At 40.0% G+C, this 19,084-nt stretch carries 17 protein-coding genes; 6 read left to right on the plus strand and 11 right to left on the minus strand.

The genetic code is table 11. The annotated features are described in order from the left end of the window. From ACLCDL_RS14070 to ACLCDL_RS14085, 4 genes are all read right to left on the minus strand, one after another. Positions 1-1,062 carry a winged helix DNA-binding domain-containing protein gene (locus ACLCDL_RS14070; RefSeq protein ID WP_423148993.1) on the minus strand — a complete coding sequence of 354 codons (1,062 nt, stop codon included), beginning with the start codon at positions 1,060-1,062 and terminating at the stop codon, positions 1-3. 45 nt (positions 1,063-1,107) lie between these two features. Next, entirely contained in the window at positions 1,108-1,485 is a 378-nt protein-coding gene (locus ACLCDL_RS14075) for a VOC family protein (protein WP_423148995.1), read from the minus strand. Positions 1,486-1,579: 94 nt separating this feature from the next. Further along, the gene (gene glgB / locus ACLCDL_RS14080) at positions 1,580-3,535 is read right to left on the minus strand and encodes a 1,4-alpha-glucan branching protein GlgB (protein ID WP_423148996.1); all 1,956 of its coding nucleotides are present in this window, start codon (positions 3,533-3,535) and stop codon (positions 1,580-1,582) included. Between the two features lie 142 nt (positions 3,536-3,677). After that, complete coding sequence (locus ACLCDL_RS14085; protein ID WP_423148997.1) at positions 3,678-6,149, minus strand: glycoside hydrolase family 31 protein; 2,472 nt, start codon at positions 6,147-6,149, stop codon at positions 3,678-3,680. Between the two features lie 209 nt (positions 6,150-6,358). Here ACLCDL_RS14085 and ACLCDL_RS14090 point away from each other — a divergent pair, with 209 nt between their 5' ends. From ACLCDL_RS14090 to ACLCDL_RS14115, 6 genes are all read left to right on the plus strand, one after another. After that, on the plus strand, positions 6,359-8,791 hold the full coding sequence (locus ACLCDL_RS14090; RefSeq protein ID WP_423148998.1) for a penicillin acylase family protein: 2,433 nt from the start codon (positions 6,359-6,361) through the stop codon (positions 8,789-8,791). Positions 8,792-8,842: 51 nt separating this feature from the next. Beyond that, positions 8,843-9,097 carry a type II toxin-antitoxin system Phd/YefM family antitoxin gene (locus ACLCDL_RS14095; RefSeq protein WP_423148999.1) on the plus strand — a complete coding sequence of 85 codons (255 nt, stop codon included), beginning with the start codon at positions 8,843-8,845 and terminating at the stop codon, positions 9,095-9,097. Continuing rightward, positions 9,094-9,348 carry a Txe/YoeB family addiction module toxin gene (locus ACLCDL_RS14100; protein WP_423149000.1) on the plus strand — a complete coding sequence of 85 codons (255 nt, stop codon included), beginning with the start codon at positions 9,094-9,096 and terminating at the stop codon, positions 9,346-9,348. Before ACLCDL_RS14095 ends, ACLCDL_RS14100 begins: the two co-directional genes overlap by 4 nt. A gap of 9 nt (positions 9,349-9,357) precedes the next feature. Next, positions 9,358-9,708, plus strand: coding sequence for a hypothetical protein (locus ACLCDL_RS14105; protein ID WP_423149001.1), 351 nt, complete (start codon positions 9,358-9,360; stop codon positions 9,706-9,708). Positions 9,709-9,734: 26 nt separating this feature from the next. Beyond that, positions 9,735-10,715, plus strand: coding sequence for a LuxE/PaaK family acyltransferase (locus ACLCDL_RS14110; RefSeq protein ID WP_423149002.1), 981 nt, complete (start codon positions 9,735-9,737; stop codon positions 10,713-10,715). A 129-nt stretch (positions 10,716-10,844) separates the two neighbouring features. Next, positions 10,845-11,666 (plus strand): murein L,D-transpeptidase catalytic domain family protein, encoded by an 822-nt coding sequence (locus ACLCDL_RS14115; RefSeq protein ID WP_423149003.1) that lies wholly within the window; start codon positions 10,845-10,847, stop codon positions 11,664-11,666. A gap of 112 nt (positions 11,667-11,778) precedes the next feature. On the opposite strand, the gene ACLCDL_RS14120 is transcribed toward ACLCDL_RS14115, so the two are convergent. From ACLCDL_RS14120 to ACLCDL_RS14150, 7 genes are all read right to left on the minus strand, one after another. After that, on the minus strand, positions 11,779-12,699 hold the full coding sequence (locus ACLCDL_RS14120) for an alpha/beta fold hydrolase (protein ID WP_423149005.1): 921 nt from the start codon (positions 12,697-12,699) through the stop codon (positions 11,779-11,781). A 30-nt stretch (positions 12,700-12,729) separates the two neighbouring features. Beyond that, positions 12,730-13,791 (minus strand): aldose epimerase family protein, encoded by a 1,062-nt coding sequence (locus ACLCDL_RS14125; protein ID WP_423149006.1) that lies wholly within the window; start codon positions 13,789-13,791, stop codon positions 12,730-12,732. A gap of 44 nt (positions 13,792-13,835) precedes the next feature. Then, on the minus strand, positions 13,836-14,498 hold the full coding sequence (locus tag ACLCDL_RS14130) for an HAD family hydrolase (RefSeq protein WP_423149007.1): 663 nt from the start codon (positions 14,496-14,498) through the stop codon (positions 13,836-13,838). Next, positions 14,495-15,610 carry a lipid-A-disaccharide synthase gene (gene lpxB / locus ACLCDL_RS14135; RefSeq protein WP_423149008.1) on the minus strand — a complete coding sequence of 372 codons (1,116 nt, stop codon included), beginning with the start codon at positions 15,608-15,610 and terminating at the stop codon, positions 14,495-14,497. The genes ACLCDL_RS14130 and lpxB overlap by 4 nt, the downstream gene beginning before the upstream one ends. Continuing rightward, complete coding sequence (locus tag ACLCDL_RS14140; protein ID WP_423149009.1) at positions 15,607-15,867, minus strand: stationary phase survival protein SurE; 261 nt, start codon at positions 15,865-15,867, stop codon at positions 15,607-15,609. The genes lpxB and ACLCDL_RS14140 overlap by 4 nt, the downstream gene beginning before the upstream one ends. Beyond that, entirely contained in the window at positions 15,854-16,633 is a 780-nt protein-coding gene (gene surE, locus ACLCDL_RS14145) for a 5'/3'-nucleotidase SurE (protein ID WP_423149010.1), read from the minus strand. The genes ACLCDL_RS14140 and surE overlap by 14 nt, the downstream gene beginning before the upstream one ends. A 115-nt stretch (positions 16,634-16,748) precedes the next feature. After that, positions 16,749-19,016 carry a GH92 family glycosyl hydrolase gene (locus ACLCDL_RS14150; protein WP_423149011.1) on the minus strand — a complete coding sequence of 756 codons (2,268 nt, stop codon included), beginning with the start codon at positions 19,014-19,016 and terminating at the stop codon, positions 16,749-16,751. Positions 19,017-19,084: the final 68 nt, after the last annotated feature.

Below are 19,084 nucleotides of genomic sequence, written 5' to 3' on the forward strand. Positions count from 1 at the left end.
CTATTGTGCTGATTGATTATTACCGCAAAATTCATAAAACTGTTTAATAGCCTTATTCACAGCTCCAATACCTGTTTTATTTAAGGGAGCAAATGGAAATATTTCCACTTCCACAGCTTTACCTTTACTTGTTTTTTTCCAGGTTCCGGCACTTTTACCTTCAACAATCAAGGTATGATTAAATATCATTGCACCCCTTCCTCTTTCTGAATTTTCTTCGAATACGCTGCTGCGGTCTTTATAGCCAATTACATATTCATCGTAATCGGGCATTAAGAACGTACTCTGTGGTTTAAACACCTCTAAGGGTGGTTTATAATAATACGACTTATTTTCAATTTTTAGATTGAGGAAGTTGGAGTCGAGCATTTCAACTCCAGCCTTTGCATCTTTTGCAGTTAAGCCAGACCACCATGCAAAGTCCTCTGCTGTTGCAGGCCCACGGCTTGTAAAATAACGCGTTGAAAGCTCTGCCAAAGCTTCTTCTCGATGCAGACTCGGGGCAGGAGCAACTCTTTCTTCGAGCAGCGCATAGGTAAATTGCTTGCCTTGCCTGGCCCCGCTGCAAATTATTCCCTCAAGTTCAGCCCGCATTAATATACAGGCTAATCTGGTTCCTGAAGCACTGATTTTCTGTTCTTCAAATAGTATGCGTATCTTTTCACGTGTAAGCTGATTTCCGCCTTCAAGTGCTTTTACTAAGATCGTATTAGTGCGGTTAAAAAGCTCGGTATCAAGTTCAAGCTTGCGGTACATGTGCGCATTGGCAGCATTTACCCGGGGAGCTGTTAACGCAAGCAGCCAACGAATGTCCTGAGGGCTTACAAAATGCCAGGTAGGACGCAAAAGGTGAGTACGAAGAATTTCACCTTCATTAAATGCTTGTTCAATAACTGCATCTTTCAGTTTTGGCGAACGCAGGCTGATTGCCCATTTTGCCATAGCATATTCCTGTGCCTGCATTGCACCCAGCCAGGTTACTACTTCTGCCGGTTTCTGAAATAATGTTCCGCCTATTTGCTGATTTATTAAACGAAGCCTGATAATATCGGATGCTGTCATTAATTCTTAGATTGTAGAAAGCTGACAGCAATTTAAGAAAAAGTTCTAATCCTTTTCAGGCTCTACTATCCACCATTGATTTCCAAAAGGATCTTCAAAACCGGCTGTATATCCATATTCATGTTTGCCGGGAGGCATGAGGCTTTCAGCACCGGCTATGAGTGCAAGGTTATAGGTACTATCTACATCAGGAACATACAGATACATTCCCGACGGCTTTTCTTTCCATTTTTCCGTTGCATCGGCAAACATCACAACTGCTTCCCCAATGCGTAATTCACCGTGCATTACTTTACTATGCTCTCCAGGAACCAACAACTGCACTTTTGCATTAAAAACAGTTACTGCGAAATCCGAAAAAGCAGCGGCATTATTCAGAATAAGATAAGGCATTAGCGGGAGGTATTTCTCCGGTATTTTCATAGGTAAGTATTATTTATAGTGAATCTCTTTTCGTATAAATCCAGATACTAAACTATTATCCTCTTCTTCTCCGCAGGATAAAACCATCTTTTAATCAAATAGAATATCCCCTCTTCAATATCACTCCTGCTAATGGTGGCAGATTAAGCGCTACTGAATTCTCCTTATTCATCCATTGAACAGGTTCTGACTGTAATTTGTAAGGTGTTTCGGAATTACTGCCCCAGAACTGGTGTTCATCCGAATTAAAAATCACTTTCCATTCCCCCCCAAAAGGAACTCCAAAACGATAATTATTTCTTGGTACAGGAGTCAGGTTTAGTACAATTACAAGGTCATTTTCAGACAGATTCCCTTTCCGGCTATAAACAAGTGTCGAATTTGCTGCGTCTCCCACATCTATCCATTCAAAACCTTCGTGCGAAAAGCTTTTTTCAAACAGGGCCGGTTCTGTACAGTATAACTTATTCAGTTTTTTTACTAATTCAGATACACCCATATGGGGAGCATATTCAAGCAAATGCCAGTCGAGCGATTGGTTCACATTCCATTCGGAAGTCTGCCCGAATTCATCGCCCATAAACAACAGCTTGGTACCCGGATGAGTAAACATAAAAGTGAACAACAGCCTAAGATTGGCGAACTTTTGCCATTCATCGCCGGGCATTTTGTAAACGAGCGATTTCTTACCGTGTACTACCTCATCATGCGATAGTGGCAGCATAAAATTTTCTGTAAAGGCATAAACAGTACTGAAAGTAATCTGCCCGTGATGGTATTTCCGGTAAATAGGGTCCTGCTGAAAATATTTCAAGGTATCGTTCATCCATCCCATCATCCATTTCATACCAAATCCTAATCCTCCTGCAAACGTGGGTTTGGTAACACCGGGCCAGGATGTTGACTCTTCAGCAATGGTTTGAACGTCAGGAAAGTGGCTGTAAACCGCTTCATTAAACTCCTTTAAAAAAGTAATAGCTTCCAGGTTTTCCCTTCCGCCGTGTTCATTTGGAATCCACTCACCTTCTTTACGTGAATAATCCAGGTAAAGCATGGAAGCCACTGCATCTACACGAAGCGCATCCGCATGATACCGGTCTAACCAGAAAAGCGCATTGCTGATGAGGAACGCTTTTACTTCGTTTCGCCCGTAGTTAAAAATATAGGATTTCCAGTCGGGATGAAACCCTTTACGTTCATCCGCATGTTCATAAAGATGTGTACCGTCAAAGTTGTAAATTCCGTGAGCATCACCCGGAAAATGGGAAGGAACCCAATCAAGGATTACACCTATATTATTTCTGTGAAGTTCCTCCACCAGGTACATAAAGTCCTGCGGAGTTCCGTAACGGGAAGAAGCCGCAAAAAAACCCGTAATCTGGTATCCCCATGAAGGATAAAAAGGATGTTCCATAACCGGCATAAACTCCACGTGCGTAAAGCCCATTTCTTTTACATACGGGATCAAGCGGTCGGCAATGAATTTGTAACTCAGGAATATATCCGGAGATTCCGGGCTTCGTGCCCACGACCCTAAATGTACTTCATAAACTGAAAAAGGCTTATCAAGCGCATTCTTATTTTTACGGGTCTGCATCCATTCTTTGTCGTCCCATTCATACCAGGTATCCCAAACGATAGAAGCAGTAAGCGGTGCTTCTTCCCATCGCAATGCAAAAGGATCACCCTTTTCCAGCTCTTCGCCGTTATGTGTTAAAATAAAATACTTATAAACTTCTCCGCTGCCGGTATTTGGAATAAAACCTTCCCATATTCCCGACCCATCCCACCTTACAAAAAGTTTATGCTCATTCCTGTTCCAGCCATTAAAATTTCCAATAACTGAAACCTGTTGGGCGTTAGGAGCCCAAACTGCAAAGTAAGTTCCCCTTTCTCCTTCATGTTCCATCACATGAGAGCCCAGCTTTTCGTAAAGCTTGTAATGTTTACCGCCTTTAAATAAAAAAATATCAAATTCGGTAAATCGTGAAAGGGGAACAACTGGTTGTTTTTCACTTACAGGAGGAGTAACTTTCTCTTTTCGCTTCATTTGATACCGGTTTTAGGGTGGTTTAGTTGTAACAATTTATTACAGCATGAGTTCTGGATAAATTATTATGAACAAGTATAAACAGAAATTCCCCTCTTTCGGAGGGGAATCAGTTAAAAATTAATAACGGTCGCTAAAACGCCTACTTCAGTATCTGGATTTCTTTAAAGTTCTTGTTGGCTTTTATCCTTACTCTTCCAAGCTCATCGAAATTAAGATCCTGTTGTGTTTCTTTTTTATCGATAATAACTTTGGAAGGTTTAAAAGGTAGTCCTATCACTTTTAACTCGTATGTTTCGTAACGTGGAGTAAATAAACCTTCTGCAGATTGCTGAATATTCATAGAACTTTCAGTTCCGTTCACTACAAATTTCTTTTCGGTATAAATATCCTGTTCGTAAGCAAATGTATCGCCATGATCTTCAAAATAAAAAGAATTGACTTCGTAATCAGAATAATACACCTGGAAGATCTGTTCATCAATTTCCTTTTCGCCTACATACTGCATTAAAGGCCATTCTGCAATAACAGATCCTGCTTTCACAAAAATCGGCATGCTGTCTATCGGGGTTGCTACGGTATGCTCTTTTCCACCTTCCATAAGCTGGTGCGACCAGTAATCAAACCAGTTACCTTTGGGGAGGTAAACTACTTTGCTTGTTTGCCCCGGTTGCGATACCGGCGAAACTAATATCTTATCTCCAAAGGTAAATTCTTCCTCCCGGTGATGGTTAGCCACTTCCTCCTGCTCGATCATTACAACCGGGCGCAAAATTGGAAACCCATACCGGTGATTTTCCCAGAAAGCGGAATAAATATAAGGCAGCAGCCGGTATCTCAATTCAATAAACTTCCTGTTAATTGCTTCCCATTCCGGGCCGAAGCTCCAGGGCTCCCGTTCCCGTGTATCGCCTGCAGAGTGAGCACGCATTAAAGGAGAAAAAACTCCGAATTGAATCCAGCGGGTAAAAAGTTCTGCATCCGGTTCGCCGGTAAAACCGCCAATATCTGTTCCACAAAACGAAATACCCGATACCGCCAGTCGCTGGCATTGAACAGAGCCTAATTTTAAATGTTCCCACGAAGCTACGTTATCACCTGTCCACACAGAAGAATAACGCTGCACGCCTGAATATCCCGCCCTTGTAATAGTAAAAGGACGCTTGTTTTTATGAAGTTTTTTTAATCCTTCGTACGTAGCACGAACCATCTGCATCCCGTAAACATTGTGTGCTTTACGATGGGAACCTCTGTAGCCATCATACTGATGCCTCACATCAAGGGGGAACGTTCCAGAGCCAAAAACAGCAGGCTCGTTCATATCGTTCCAGATTCCTGCAACTCCTGCTTCCAGCAGTTCTTTAAACAGGCCACCCCACCATTCTCTGACTTCAGGGTTTGTAAAATCTGGAAACTGGCACCGGCCGGGCCAAACATGTCCTTCCATAAAATAATCATCGCTCCTGCGGCAAAAATATTTGTTCTCCCGTCCCTCACGAAAAACCCAATAATTTCCATCTACTTTGATACCCGGATCAATAATTACCACTGTTTTAAAGCCATCATCCGAAAGTTCTTTCATCATCCTTTTCGGATCGGGAAAGTATTTCTTATTCCACGTAAAGCAGCGGTAGCCATCCATGTAATCTATATCCAGATAAATGGCATCGCAGGGAATATTACGTTTCCTGAAATTGGCAGCAATTGTTTTAACCTTATTTTCAGGATAATAGCTCCAGCGGCACTGATGAAAACCCAGCGCCCATTGAGGCGGCATCGGGTGAGTTCCTGTCAATGTATGGTACCTTTTTACTACATCCATCATCTTAGGCCCATGGATATAGTAATACTGTAATTCGCCTCCATCAGCCCAGAAACTAGTTTTATCAGATTCCTGATGGGCAAAATCAAACTGAGATTTAAAGGTATTATCAAAAAATATCCCGTAAGAAGTACCTTTATTTATTCCCACATAAAAAGGAATGGAACGGTAAAGCGGGTCCTGGCCTTTTGCAAAGGAGTACGTATCCGTATTCCAGTTAACCAGCCGGTTGCCGCGTAAATTAAAAGAAGTGGTTTTATCCCCTAATCCAAAAAAGCTTTCGTCGGGCTGGCATTTTTTGGTACAATAAACATAATACCCCCCAAAATCCACATTCTCTTCCCAATGCATGGGCACCTCATCTTCATTTATAATCTGATCGGTATTATCAGCAAATGAAATATGAAAGTCTTTTTTTCTAATGATACAGGTGATTGTATTGGTTTCTACCCGGTAGCTTTCTGCATCTTCATCAAAAGAAAACACGGTTACTTTTTGATCGGGATGCGGTACAGCGTATGAAAATTCTTCCAGAAAAACTCCATGCGGAGCCAGTCGCACACGAATTATTTCATCACTGATAACCCGCACTGCAACCTTGGCTTCGCCATCGGTAAAAACGAAACTGTTATTATTCTGAACGTATCCGGTAACACTGGTTAAGTAATTCTTCTCTATAGGTTTTAAGCCAATAACCGGATTATTTACGTGTTGAATTCCTTCTTCTAATTCTTCTATACTAAATTCTTGTTTGGGTAATTCCTGAGCAGCGGTAATTTTCTCTTCTTCCATTATTTATCTTATACTAAAGCTCATCGTCCAGCAGATGTTCAATAAGCAGCAAAATTTAAAGCACTAAATCTACAAAATAGCATAGCTTTATTCGTATAAATTTATTCACAGTTACAAAAGATATAAACAGAATTAAATAACGAATGTCTCTGCCCCTTTTGTCAACTTAAAAGTTTTGCTTTACTTAGATTCGGAAATCACATTCTGTAATGAAAACAACTAAAGCTGTTTTATTCGCTCTTTTTGCTGTTGGCCTTCTGATAACTTTAAATACTAAAATCGGCAGTGTTCCTCCAGCCGGAAAGTTTTTAAATCCCTTCGGTGGATTCTGGCAGAATGCAGAATCAGGAAATAAGGATGAACGCACAATTGAAATTCCGGAAGTAAAGGGAAACGTAAAGATTTTGTTCGATCAGCATCGTATACCGCACATTTTCGCTCAGAATGATTACGATTTGTATTTCACCCAGGGATACGTTACTGCAAAGGATCGTTTATGGCAAATGGATTTTCAGACACGATTTGCAGCGGGCAGACTTTCGGAAGTTGTAGGCGAAAAAGCGCTGGAGCTTGACAAATATCAAAGGCGCCTGGGAATGACTTTTGGGGCTGAAAAAATGATAGAGGCATTAAAAAGAAATCCAAAAATTGAAGCAATTACACAAGCATACGCTGATGGGGTAAATGCCTACATACATTCGCTAAAGCCGGAAGATTATCCTATCGAATTTAAAATACTGGATTACAAACCTGAAGAATGGAAAACCCTGAATACGGCACTGCTGCTTAAACTGATGTCAGCCACGTTGACCAGCGGCTCTGATGAGCTGTACATGACCAATGTGCTGAATAAATATGGTGCAGATGTAGTAAAAGACCTTTTTCCCGATTATCCTTTTCGGGAAGATCCAGTGATTCCTACCGGCACTAAATGGAATTTCAAACCGCTGCCGATCCCGGAAGCACCTTCCGTTCCGGACAGGACAAGTTATCACAAAACAAAACAAAAAGAAGAAGGTATTGGAAGCAATAACTGGGCAATTGCCGGCAGTAAATCGGCAACTGGTTTTCCGATACTTGCAAACGATCCGCACCTCGACTTAACATTACCCGCTATCTGGTACCAGGTACAAATGACGGCACCTGGTGTTAATGTATATGGGGTTTCCATTCCGGGGGCTCCATGTGTAATTATAGGATTTAACCAGCAGGTTGCATGGGGAGTAACGAATGTTGGAGCAGATGTTTTAGATTGGTACTCCGTTCAATTTAAAGACAATGCCAAACAGGAATACTGGTATAACAACAAATGGAATCCGTTAAAAAAACGAATAGAAACAATTAGCATAAGAGGCGGGAAAACTGTTCAGGATACGGTATTATACACCCATCACGGGCCTATTGTGTATCTTGAAAAACAAAAACCTGAAAACTTTGCTAAAGTTAAAAATGTTCCGGTTGGTGATGCTTTAAAATGGGTAGCGCATCTTCCTTCTGAAGATCTGAATACTTTTTATTTATTAAACCGGGCTCAAAACTACGATGATTACAGAAAAGCATTAACCTATTACACTGCCCCGGCTCAGAATTTCGTTTTTGCAAGCGCTGATAATGATATTGCAATAACTCCCAACGGCTATTTTCCCTTAAAATATAAAGATCAGGGTAAATTTATCCTTGACGGAAGCCTTCCTCAAAATGACTGGCACGGACGCATTCCGGCAGACCAAAACCCTACAGTAAAAAATCCTCCCCGCGGCTTTGTAAGTTCTGCCAATCAGTCTTCCACAGATCCTTCTTATCCGTATTATATTAATTGGGAATTTTCAGGTTATGAGCGTGCAAAACGCATAAATAACCGACTTACTGTTATGAGTAAAGCTACTGCCGACAGTTTACGGATTTTACAAAATGATGCCTACAGCGTTTTAGCTGAAAACGTTCTTGAAAATTTAATCAGCTCGATCAATCCCGAAAAACTTAACGCTTCTGAACGTGAAGCTTTGCATATCATAAAAAAATGGAATCGTTTTTTCAATGCAAGTGAAATCGGAGCAAGTATTTTTGATATCTGGAATAAAGATCTGTTTAAGAGGATATGGGACGATGAATTTGGTTCGGAACAAACACCCATGCGTTATCCATCGCGTGACAGAACGGTTGAAATGGTATTGAATGAGCCGGACGCACGTTGGTTCGACAATATAAAGACGCCCCATAAAGAAACAAAGGAAGATGATGTGCTTGCATCTTTTAAACTTGCTGTCGATAGCCTGGAACGACGTTTCGGACCAATAAGCAAAGAATGGCAATGGGGAAATGCAAAAGGCAGCAACGTGCCGCATCTGGCAAAAATAAAAGGTTTCGGATCTGAAATTTTAAAAATAGGCGGCTCAAAATATTCGGTGAATGCATTAGGCGAAAGCAACGGGCCATCCTGGAGAATGGTAGTTGCCTTAGGAAAAGAGCCCAAAGGATTTGGTATTTTTCCCGGAGGGCAATCGGGTAACCCGGGCAGCTTTTATTATAACGACATGATCGGCACCTGGGCAAACGGAAAGTTAGACGAGCTTGTTTTTCTTCATTCTCCGGATGAAAAGCCGCAGCAAATAAAAACTCATTGGATCATCCAAAAGAAATAAAATAAACGTACAACATTCTGTACTTTTATTGTTATCTTTATAAAAAGTGCGATGGAAATAACAACATATACCGCTTTCAGACAGCGAATGAAATCTTTTCTGGACAGAGTGCTTGAAAATCACACTCCACTTTTTGTTACCAGGCCTAATAGTGAGGATGTGGTTGTAATTTCTAAGTCTGATTATGAAAGCATGCAGGAAACCTTTTATCTGCTTAAAAATCCTCAAAATGCAATTCGATTATTAAGAGGGATTGAAGAATATGAAAAAGGAGCAGGACAGGAAAGAAAGCTTATTGAGGAATGAGAATTATTTTTCTTAGTCTGGCATGGGAAGACTATTTATACTGGCAGGGCATAGACAGAACACTGCTTAAAAAGATTAATTCGTTAATAAAAGAAATAGAAAGTACACCGTTTGAAGGAACCGGAAAACCGGAATTACTGAAACATAATCTTGCCGGATGGTGGTCGAGAAGAATAAATCTGGAGCACCGCTTGGTTTATAAAGTAGAAAATGATTCCATCATCATCCTACAATGTCGTTATCACTATTAAAATAAAATCATGATATTCATTTTAATACTTTTTGCGTCCCTCATTCTCCAGCTCTTTTTACCCTGGTGGATAATAGGGCCGGTAGCTTTCGGTTTCGCTGCCTGGAAAGCTTACAACGGCGCCCACGCATTTCGATCTGGCTTCTCCGCAATATTTGTGTTGTGGATAGTGATGGGATTAGTAAAAACACTTCCTAATGAAAATATCCTGGCCAATCGTGTAGGGCAAATGTTTATGCTGCCGGATTTTTCATTTAACTGGATTATTATGCTTCTTATTTCCGGAATTATAGGCGGAGTAGCTGCAGGCTTTTCGGCTCTTGCGGGGTTTTATTTTCGCAATGCCATCAGTCGTGATTGATTACCAATCCTTCTTATATTTGCCCCGTGAATGCGGAAACAGAACAGGTATTTTCAATTAAATCTTCGGAAGAATTCAGAGAAGCAGCCTTATCAGTCTTCAACTACCAGGTATCTAATTGCCCGGTGTATAAAGAATTTGTTAAAGGGCTAAGAATCGATCCATGGTCGGTAAATGAAATAACACAAATCCCCTTTCTTCCGGTAGAATTTTTTAAAACGCAGGATATAATTACAGAAAACAATAAACCTGAAATAGTATTCTCCAGTTCCGGAACGACCGGAATGACTCAGAGCAGGCATCTGGTGGCGGATGTAAGCATCTATGAAAAAAGCTTCAGAAAAGGGTTTAAATATTTTTACGGAGATATACGTTCTTATACCATACTGGCTTTACTTCCCTCGTACCAGGAAAGGGAAGGTTCGTCGCTTATTTACATGGTGGATGACCTGATTGAGAAAAGCGAAAATCAAAAAAGCGGGTATTTTCTGTATAATCACGATGACCTTTTTCAAACCCTGCTCACTTTAAAAACAGAGAAAAAACCAACCATTTTAATCGGTGTAACATATGCTCTACTGGATTTTATTGAAAACTTTCGAATTGATTTCCTGGAACTTATTGTGATGGAAACAGGAGGCATGAAAGGAAAACGCACAGAAATGATCCGTGAAGAACTTCATAATATATTGTGTGCAGGTTTCGGTGTTAATGCCATTCATTCTGAATACGGAATGACCGAGCTCCTCTCACAGGCATATTCAAAAGGAAAAGGAATTTTTGAATGTCCGCCATGGATGCAGGTACTGGTAAGAGACATTAACGATCCGTTTACATTTCTGCTAGAAGGCAAAACGGGCGGGATTAATATTATCGACCTTGCAAATATCAATTCCTGTTCTTTTATAGCAACTCAGGACTTAGGAAAATGCACGGGAAAAACATTTGAAATATCCGGGCGATTTGATAACAGTGATATCCGGGGCTGTAATTTACTGGTTCAATAAAAGGATTTCCTGACATTTTACAGATATTTTAACCCCTGATGTTCAGTATATTTGTATAACAAAATTCTACAGCCCACGTATAATTTTCTACCAATTAAAAACGTTATCAATCACTTAAGTAAAACATTTATGAGAAGGAAGTCACTAGCAGGAATTTGTGCAACTATGTTTTTACTGGGAGTATCAGCTTTGAGCTGGGTTCCCGCCGATTTTAATAAAACCGATAACACCAAAACTACAGGTGTTACTATCAACAATACAGAAATTAATAAAAAACATGAAGCTTCAAACCTTCAGCTTTTTACAGATTATATAAACAATATTTATACAGAAGCGGGATTAAGCAGCAGCAATTTAGACGGGAAAGTTTTCAGAAAAGCAGTAACGGGATATTACAACCTGAAAAGCAAAAACCTTTTATCAGCGAACAGACAAATTGTAACTATTGTTGATTTTAACAGATCAAGCCGCACTAAACGTTTATGGATCATAGATCTGGAGAACAAAAAACTTTTGTTTAATACTTTAGTTGCTCACGGACAAGGAAGCGGCGAGGATATGGCGACGGATTTTTCAAATGTGGCTGAGTCTCATCAAAGCAGTCTTGGTTTCTATGTTACTACCGATATTTATTATGGCAAACACGGCCGTTCGTTAAAGCTGGACGGTATGGATACAAACTTTAACACAAATGCCCTAGACCGTTCTGTGGTTGTGCATGGAGCAGAATATGTAAGCCAAGGTTTTATCAATCAGCACGGCCGACTGGGAAGAAGCTACGGATGTCCGGCTGTTCCTGTTGAATTTACAAACCAGATCATAGATACCATTAAAGATAATACCTGTTTGTTTATTAATGGCCCGTCAGATACTTATAATTCTTCCTACTTAAACATAGATACGGCTGTTGAAAATTTTATAAAAGCAGACACTAAGATTGCGGTGTTATAATAGTTCATACTATATTTTTAAAATGAAAAAGCGGTATTTATACCGCTTTTTCTATATATATAAGTCTTGCCGGAACAGGTTAGAAACCGCCCTGGATTTACAGACGTTTGTTCTATGTTAATTTAACTTTGAAATACTTCTTTAGATAAGCATTAATTGCAGTTTCAAGATCCTGCTTAGCTTCAATAAATGGAAGATGGCCAACATCTGCTTTGTAAAGCATCATCTTTTTAAATTTCATTAGTTTATAGTGTTCCGGGCCAATGGCATAATCGGTATTACCGCTAAATACAAGTACAGGAACTTTTATTGAAACTGTCAATGGGGCAAAATTTTGAAAGTACTCCGGGTAATCATTTACGCTGGAAGAAAAATCGCCATTCCAGTTTTCAATGCGGTTCATAACTGAATCCATCGTATCGGAAGATGATTTTTCGCGGTAAAATAATTTATATACGTTTTCACCCAATAAATTCATGCACCTGCCCATTTTTTGCATGGGTTTAAGCGTAGTATCATTTACAAAAGAGAAGTCCTGGCCCTTCGTATGATTTTTTGTGTATTCGATAGTACCCTTTAACGATTCACTTATATTAATGGTAGTGTTCAGCATAATCATCCCGCTCACCGCATTCGGATATTTGGCTGCGTAAGCCGTTTGTATCCCACCTCCAAACGAATGCCCAAGTACTATCCATTTATCAATATTTAAGGCACTGCGTACTTCTTCAAAATCTTTAAGCATCCTGTCCATCGAATAATCTTTATTTTTCGGGCTGGATGACCTGCTTACACCACGCTGATCCAGGTAAATCATCTGCATGTGCTGTTCAAGCATATTTCCACTAAAAGCTTCGAGCCAGTAGGCTCCTGAACCAGGACCACCATGGATATACAAACAAGGAATTCCCTTTCCTTTTACAGTGACAAAAAGTTCTACACCATCGCTGGTAAGAATCCTTTTTTCTTCAGCTTTTAAAACCGGGATAGTTATAACAAAAAGTAGTATCAGGGTATAAATTTGTCGTTTCATGCAACTATGACGACTCATTTTTATACCAGGTTACACCTGTCGTGATGAAAATTTATAAATCGTAGTGCTGTTAAAAGTTTCACCAGGGTTAAGAACGGTTGAAGGAAAATCCGGTTGATTCGGAGAATCGGGAAAATGTTGGGTTTCCAGGCAAAAAGCAGAGCGATAAGGATATGTTTTACCTCCTTTTCCATCCTGATTTTTGCCGTTTAAAAAATTCCCGGTATAAAGCTGCACTCCGGGCTGTGTAGTTTCAACTTCCATGAAAATACCAGTCTCGGGGCCATACGCCGTAGCACAAAGACCTAATGTATTTCCATGGTGTTTCAAAACAAAATTATGGTCGTAACCCTGGCCGTTTAGCAACTGTTCATCTTTGTCTCCTATAAAAGCGCCTATGGTTCTGGGCTCCCTGAAATCAAAGGGTGTTTCTGCCACCTCATGCAGTTTTCCAAGGGGTATCGAAGTTTCGTCGATAGGCGTGAAATAATCAGCATTAATCATTAAAATATGATCGAGGATAGTGTTTTCACCTTCGCCGTTCAGGTTAAAATAAGAATGATTTGTTAAATTGACCACCGTGGCTTTATCCGTTACTGCCTGATATTCTATTTGCAGTGCGTTTTCATTTGTTACAGTATAAATTACTTTAACCTGCAAGTTTCCCGGATAACCCTCTTCTCCGTCAGTAGAAAAATAATGAAGTTCTAGTTGATCTTCCGTTACAGCTTTCACATCCCATACACGTGCATGAAATCCTCGGCTACCTCCGTGTAATGCATTTGGGCCATTATTTATTTCCAGCTGGTATGCTTTCCCGTTCAGCTCAAATTCTCCGCGACATATCCGGTTGGCATAGCGACCGATAAGTGCTCCAAAATAAGGATCGTCTTCTTTACGGTATCCTGCCAAAGATCCATGCCCACAAACCACATCAATCAACTTACCATCCCTATCCGGAGCAAGAATGCTAACAATTCTGCCTCCGTAATTGGTTATGGCAACCTGCATGTTGTGTTCATTTTTTAAAATATACAGATTGGTATTTTTTCCATCAACAGTTTGTTTAAACAGATTTTTCTCGGGGATCATTTTTGAATAGGTTAATGTGAATGTTAATCAGGCAATGATAGCAGCTAAACTATAGATTCAAGCAATTTGTGCAATCGGGGATCTGTATAATCTTCTATAAAAAATAAAACATCAGATAGTCCTTCAAATTCTTCTTCTGTATGCATTGTAGTTATTACTACACTTTTCATTCCACCTTTTGAAGCCGACAAAACTCCTTTCGGATTATCTTCAAAAACAATGCAATGCTCCGGTTTTGCTTTTAACCCGGCGGCCGCTTTTAAAAATGTTTCAGGATCTGGTTTACTGTTCTGTACATCATCGGCACTAACTGTAACCGGAAAATATTTTCTGATTTGCAGCCCGTCAAGCACAAAATCTATATTAAATGTAATAGCGGCAGAACCAATTGCCATGGGGATACCACACTGATATGCTTTTTCAAGAAATGAATCCAAGCCATTAATTAACTTTAAATGAGGCCTGTACAGTTCCTGGTAACGTCTTTCCTTTTCAAGTGACATTTTTTCGATTTCATCTTCGAGGAAATACCCTTCTCCAAATACCCGGTTCAGTACATCACGGTTCTTGCCATACATTTCCTGTTTTACTTGTTCTTTTGAGAGTTGTGCCCCCTTTTCTTTTACCATGATCTGATACCAGACCTCCGTGTGGAAAGTCATATCATCAATCATTGTTCCGTTTAAATCGAATATAAATGCGTTCACTTAGCGTTTGTCAGTTCTTGTACTATCAATTTTGCGGTTCGTTGTGAAGCCCCCGCCTCTCCCATTTTTGACGATAATTCTTTATAATTTAACAGCATGGCATTGCGGTAGCTTTTATTATTTAACAGATCATTCAATTCGGCAGTTATTGTTTCAACATTACAGTCCTGCTGAATCAATTCTTTAACTACCTCTTTATCCATTATTAAATTTACAAGTGAAATAAACCTGATCTTAATAAGAAGCCGGGCAATACCGATGGTTATCGGATTCCCTTTATATAAAACTACTTCAGGCACATGTAATAACGCAGTTTCGAGTGTGGCAGTACCAGAGGTTACCAATGCGGCCTCCGAATTAATAAGCAGATCGTAAGTTGAATTAAAAAGCACTTTGATTGAACGGCCTCCGGTAAATTGCTTATAATACTCTTCGTTAAAGCTTGGAGCGCCGGCAATTACAAATTCATAATCAGGAAAACGATCGGCAACCTGAAGCATGTCGGGCAGTATTTTAATAATTTCCTGTTTCCTGCTACCCGGCAACAATGCAACAAGAGGTTTTTCCTCCAAATGATGATTTGCTTTAAAATCCGCCTCCGGCTGATGTTCCTTAATAGCATCCAGCAGTGGATTACCTACATAATCAACTTCCATTCCCCACGACCTATAAAAATCCACTTCGAAAGGAAGTATGCAGAAAAGCTTATCAACAACTTTCTTTATTTTAAGCACACGTTTCTGGTTCCAGGCCCATACTTTCGGTGATATATAATAGAAAACCTTTATGCCGTGCTGTTTGGCAAATTCAGCAATCTTAAGATTAAAACCGGGAAAATCTATCAGAATAAGCGCATCGGGATTATAAGATAAAATATCAGCTTTGGTTTGACTAAGATTCTTTAAGATAGACTTCAGGTTAAACAACACCTCTACAAAACCCATAAAGGCCATTTCTGAATAATGTTTAACCAGATCACCTCCATGCGACAGCATTAAATCTCCGCCCAGAAAACGGAATGTTGCTTCCTGATCTTCTGCCTTTAATGCTTTCATCAGGTTGGCCCCGTGAAGATCACCGGATGCTTCGCCTGCAATTAAATAGTACCTCATTTATGCATTTTATAATAGAAAAAGATAAATGCACATACAAAAGTAGATGCTACAATTCCTTTTGCTGTTTTCTCCTTATAGCCACGAACAAAAAAACGCAGCAGCAATAAATTGAGCGCAATACAACCAATATAGAGCAAGTCATCTTTTTGAAGAACGCGGATGTTCTTCTTGAGTACTTCAACAATAAAAAAAGCAATTCCGGGGAATATCAGCCCCAGAATTAAGCCATACCAAACGTTATCACGCTTTAACATCCAGATTCCAGTTATTTAATTGTTGCATGGCATAATGAGCAGTCATATCAAATTGCACGGGAACAAGTGAGACATAATGATTTCTCAACGCCCAGACATCTGTATCCTCGCCGTGATCATTTAATTGAAAAACACCCGTAAGCCAATAGTAGCTGCGGTTATTTGGATCTACCCGCTCATCAAATTCTTCTGCGTATTTTGCGTTTGCCTGCCTGCAAATTTTAATTCCTTTAATTTGAGGGACATTCGGAAAGTTTACGTTAAGAAGCGTACCGGCGCTGATTCCATTTTCAAGAACCTGCTTTGCTATTGTTTTAACAAAAGGAAGGCATTTTGAAAAATCAGCGTCGTATGAAAAATCATCATAAGAAAACCCGATAGAAGGAATGCCTTCTATGGCTCCTTCTACAGCTGCCGACATCGTTCCTGAATAAATGATATTAATGGAATGGTTGAGGCCGTGATTAATTCCGGAAACGCAGAGATCAGGCTTTTTACCTTTAAATATTTTGTTAACGGCCAGTTTTACACAATCCACAGGAGTGCCCGAACTTTTATACATCTCTACATCGGGATACAAGTCCACCTTATCTAAACGCAATGGTTTTGCAATGGTAATGGCGTGCCCCATCCCCGATTGCGGCCCATCCGGGGCCACTACTACTACATTTCCAAGTTCTTTCATCACTCCGATCAATGCCCGTATTCCGGGAGCATCAATCCCATCGTCATTAACTACAAGAATAACAGGTTTCTCTTTCTTCATCCGAAATAATTCTTCTTTTCCTTTTAGGGCGAAAATACGAAAAGAATGTGGGAAGGATTAATTGCATTTTTTTTAAAAACTGAAAATGTGTCTTAATGCTGCGTCTAGATTGCTTTTAGTTTTTCGAGAGCGAAAAAGGTTTATCTTCCTTACTTATTCCTCTCTGAAGGTTTGGCTTATCTCCCATTTCAAAACGCAACATGCCTCCGTTCACTATATCTGAATAGCGGATATAATTACGGGAATAACTTTTCCCGTTAAGTCGGGCAGACTGGATATAGACATTTTCTTTCGAATTATTATTTGCCTCGACGACGAATTTTTTACCATCTTCCATTGTAATTGTTACTTTTTTGAATACGGGACTTCCAATTACGTATTCATCAGTTCCGGGGCAAACACTGTAAAAACCTAAAGCACTTAATACATACCAGGAAGAAGTTTGTCCCTGATCTTCATCGCCCGGATACCCATTTTCAGTGGAACTATAAAGCTTTGCCATTACATTACGTACATGGCTTTGTGCTTTCCAGGGCTCACCAGCATAATTATAAAGATAAATCATGTGCTGAATAGGTTGGTTACCATGCGCATATTGACCCATGTTTGCCATTACCATCTCGGTCATTTCATGAATAGGCCCTCCATAAGTACCTGGCTTATATACATTGGGTTGAGAAAATACTGAATCCAGTTTTCCTGTAAAGTTCTTCTCACCTCCCATCAGGTTAATTAATCCTTGTATGTCATGAAATACCGACCATTGCCAGTGCCATGCGTTTCCTTCTGTAAAAGGCCCACCCCATTCAACAGGGTCAAAATTTGCAGACCATTCTCCATTTTTATTTTTACCACGCATAAACCTGCTCGACGAATCATATACATTTTTGTAATTGAACATTTGCCGGGCAAATATTTGTTCGTAGTATGGATTATTTGTTTTCTTTGCCAACTGATAGCCGCAAAAATCGTCATAAGCATATTCCAAAGTCTTTGCGGTTGCTTCCCTGTATTCAGGATAAGGAACGTAACCAAGGGTAAAATATTCTTTCCATCCGTCCCGGCCATTGGCAGGCCCCCAAGGGCCTTTATTAGTAGCTTCATGAAGATAAGCCTTCAACGCCTGCTGCGGATCAAATGTACGGATACCTTTTACCCAGGCATCAGCCAGTAAAGAAATAGCATGGTTTCCGATCATACTGCCTCCTTCTCCGGGAAAGGACCATGCCGGCAACCACCCGCACTGTTCCTGCGCTGCCAGTAAAGCCTGCATGTATCGGCCATGCATAGTAGGGTAGAGAATTGTATTTAATGGAAACTGCGCCCGAAAAGTATCCCAGAAACCGGTATCTGTAAACATGTAACCCTTATGTATTTGCCCGTCATAGGGACTAAAATAATAGGGATTCCCGTTTTCATCATATTCAAAAAACTGGCGTGAGAATAAGCTTGCCCGGAAGAAACAGGAGTAGAAAGTAGCTTTTTCTTCTTCAGTTCCTCCCTCTGCGAGTATTCTGCCTAAATGCTTGTTCCATATTTTTGCAGCCGCTGCTTTGGTATCTTCCAGGGATTTAAAACTTCCTAATTCCTGTTTGAGCGTTAATTCGGCCTGTTGGGGGCTTATATAAGAAGAAGCAATTTTAGCCTGAACCTTCTCTCCGTCTTTAAATTGAATATAAGCTCCTTTGCCCATTCCTTCATCAGTCAGTTTACCTTTTAAAACTTCATTATTCCGGTTATTCCATGTCCCAAAGGATACAAAGGGCTTATCAAAAACAATGACAAAATAATTTTTAAAATTTGGTTTTAAACCTCTTCCATTATGAACATACCCAATAATCTTTCTTTCGGAAGGGATGATTTTTACCATACTCATATTCGTATATCCATCCAACACCAAATAACTTCGAGAACGGGGAAATGAAAAACGGAGATGGGCTCCTCTCTCGGTAGGCGACATTTCTGTCGTAATATTATTATCCAGCTTTACCCTATAATAATTCGGCTTGGCAATCTCATTGCTATGGCTGAATTTTGCTGCTCTTTCATACTGGTCGACCGCCAGTTTTCCTGTTACGGGCATTAGGGAAAATACAGCATAATCATTTGTCCACGAACTGCACTGATGCGCCTGCTGAAAACCCCGGATAGAATCCCTCTGATACTGGTATTTCCAGCCATCGCCATTCTTTCCTGTCTGCGGTGTCCATGTATGCATACCAAATGGCAAAGCAGTAGTTGGATAAGTATTCCCCCTGGTTAGTTCAAACTTTGAATTTGTTCCCTGCAGCGTGTTCACATATTTCACAAGGTCTATAGGATCTGCAATCAGACAATTGAAAGAAGACAATAACAGAAGGGTAATGCTAATTTTTAATTTCATTGTATATTTAAAGGTTAGCGATTTTAAATAACGCAAATTTCCTGCGGCTTTAACACGTTTTTCTAATC

It is taken from the genome of Rubrilithobacter danxiaensis (assembly GCF_047272945.1).
In the GTDB taxonomy this organism is placed as follows: domain Bacteria; phylum Bacteroidota; class Bacteroidia; order Sphingobacteriales; family Sphingobacteriaceae; genus Rubrolithibacter; species Rubrolithibacter danxiaensis.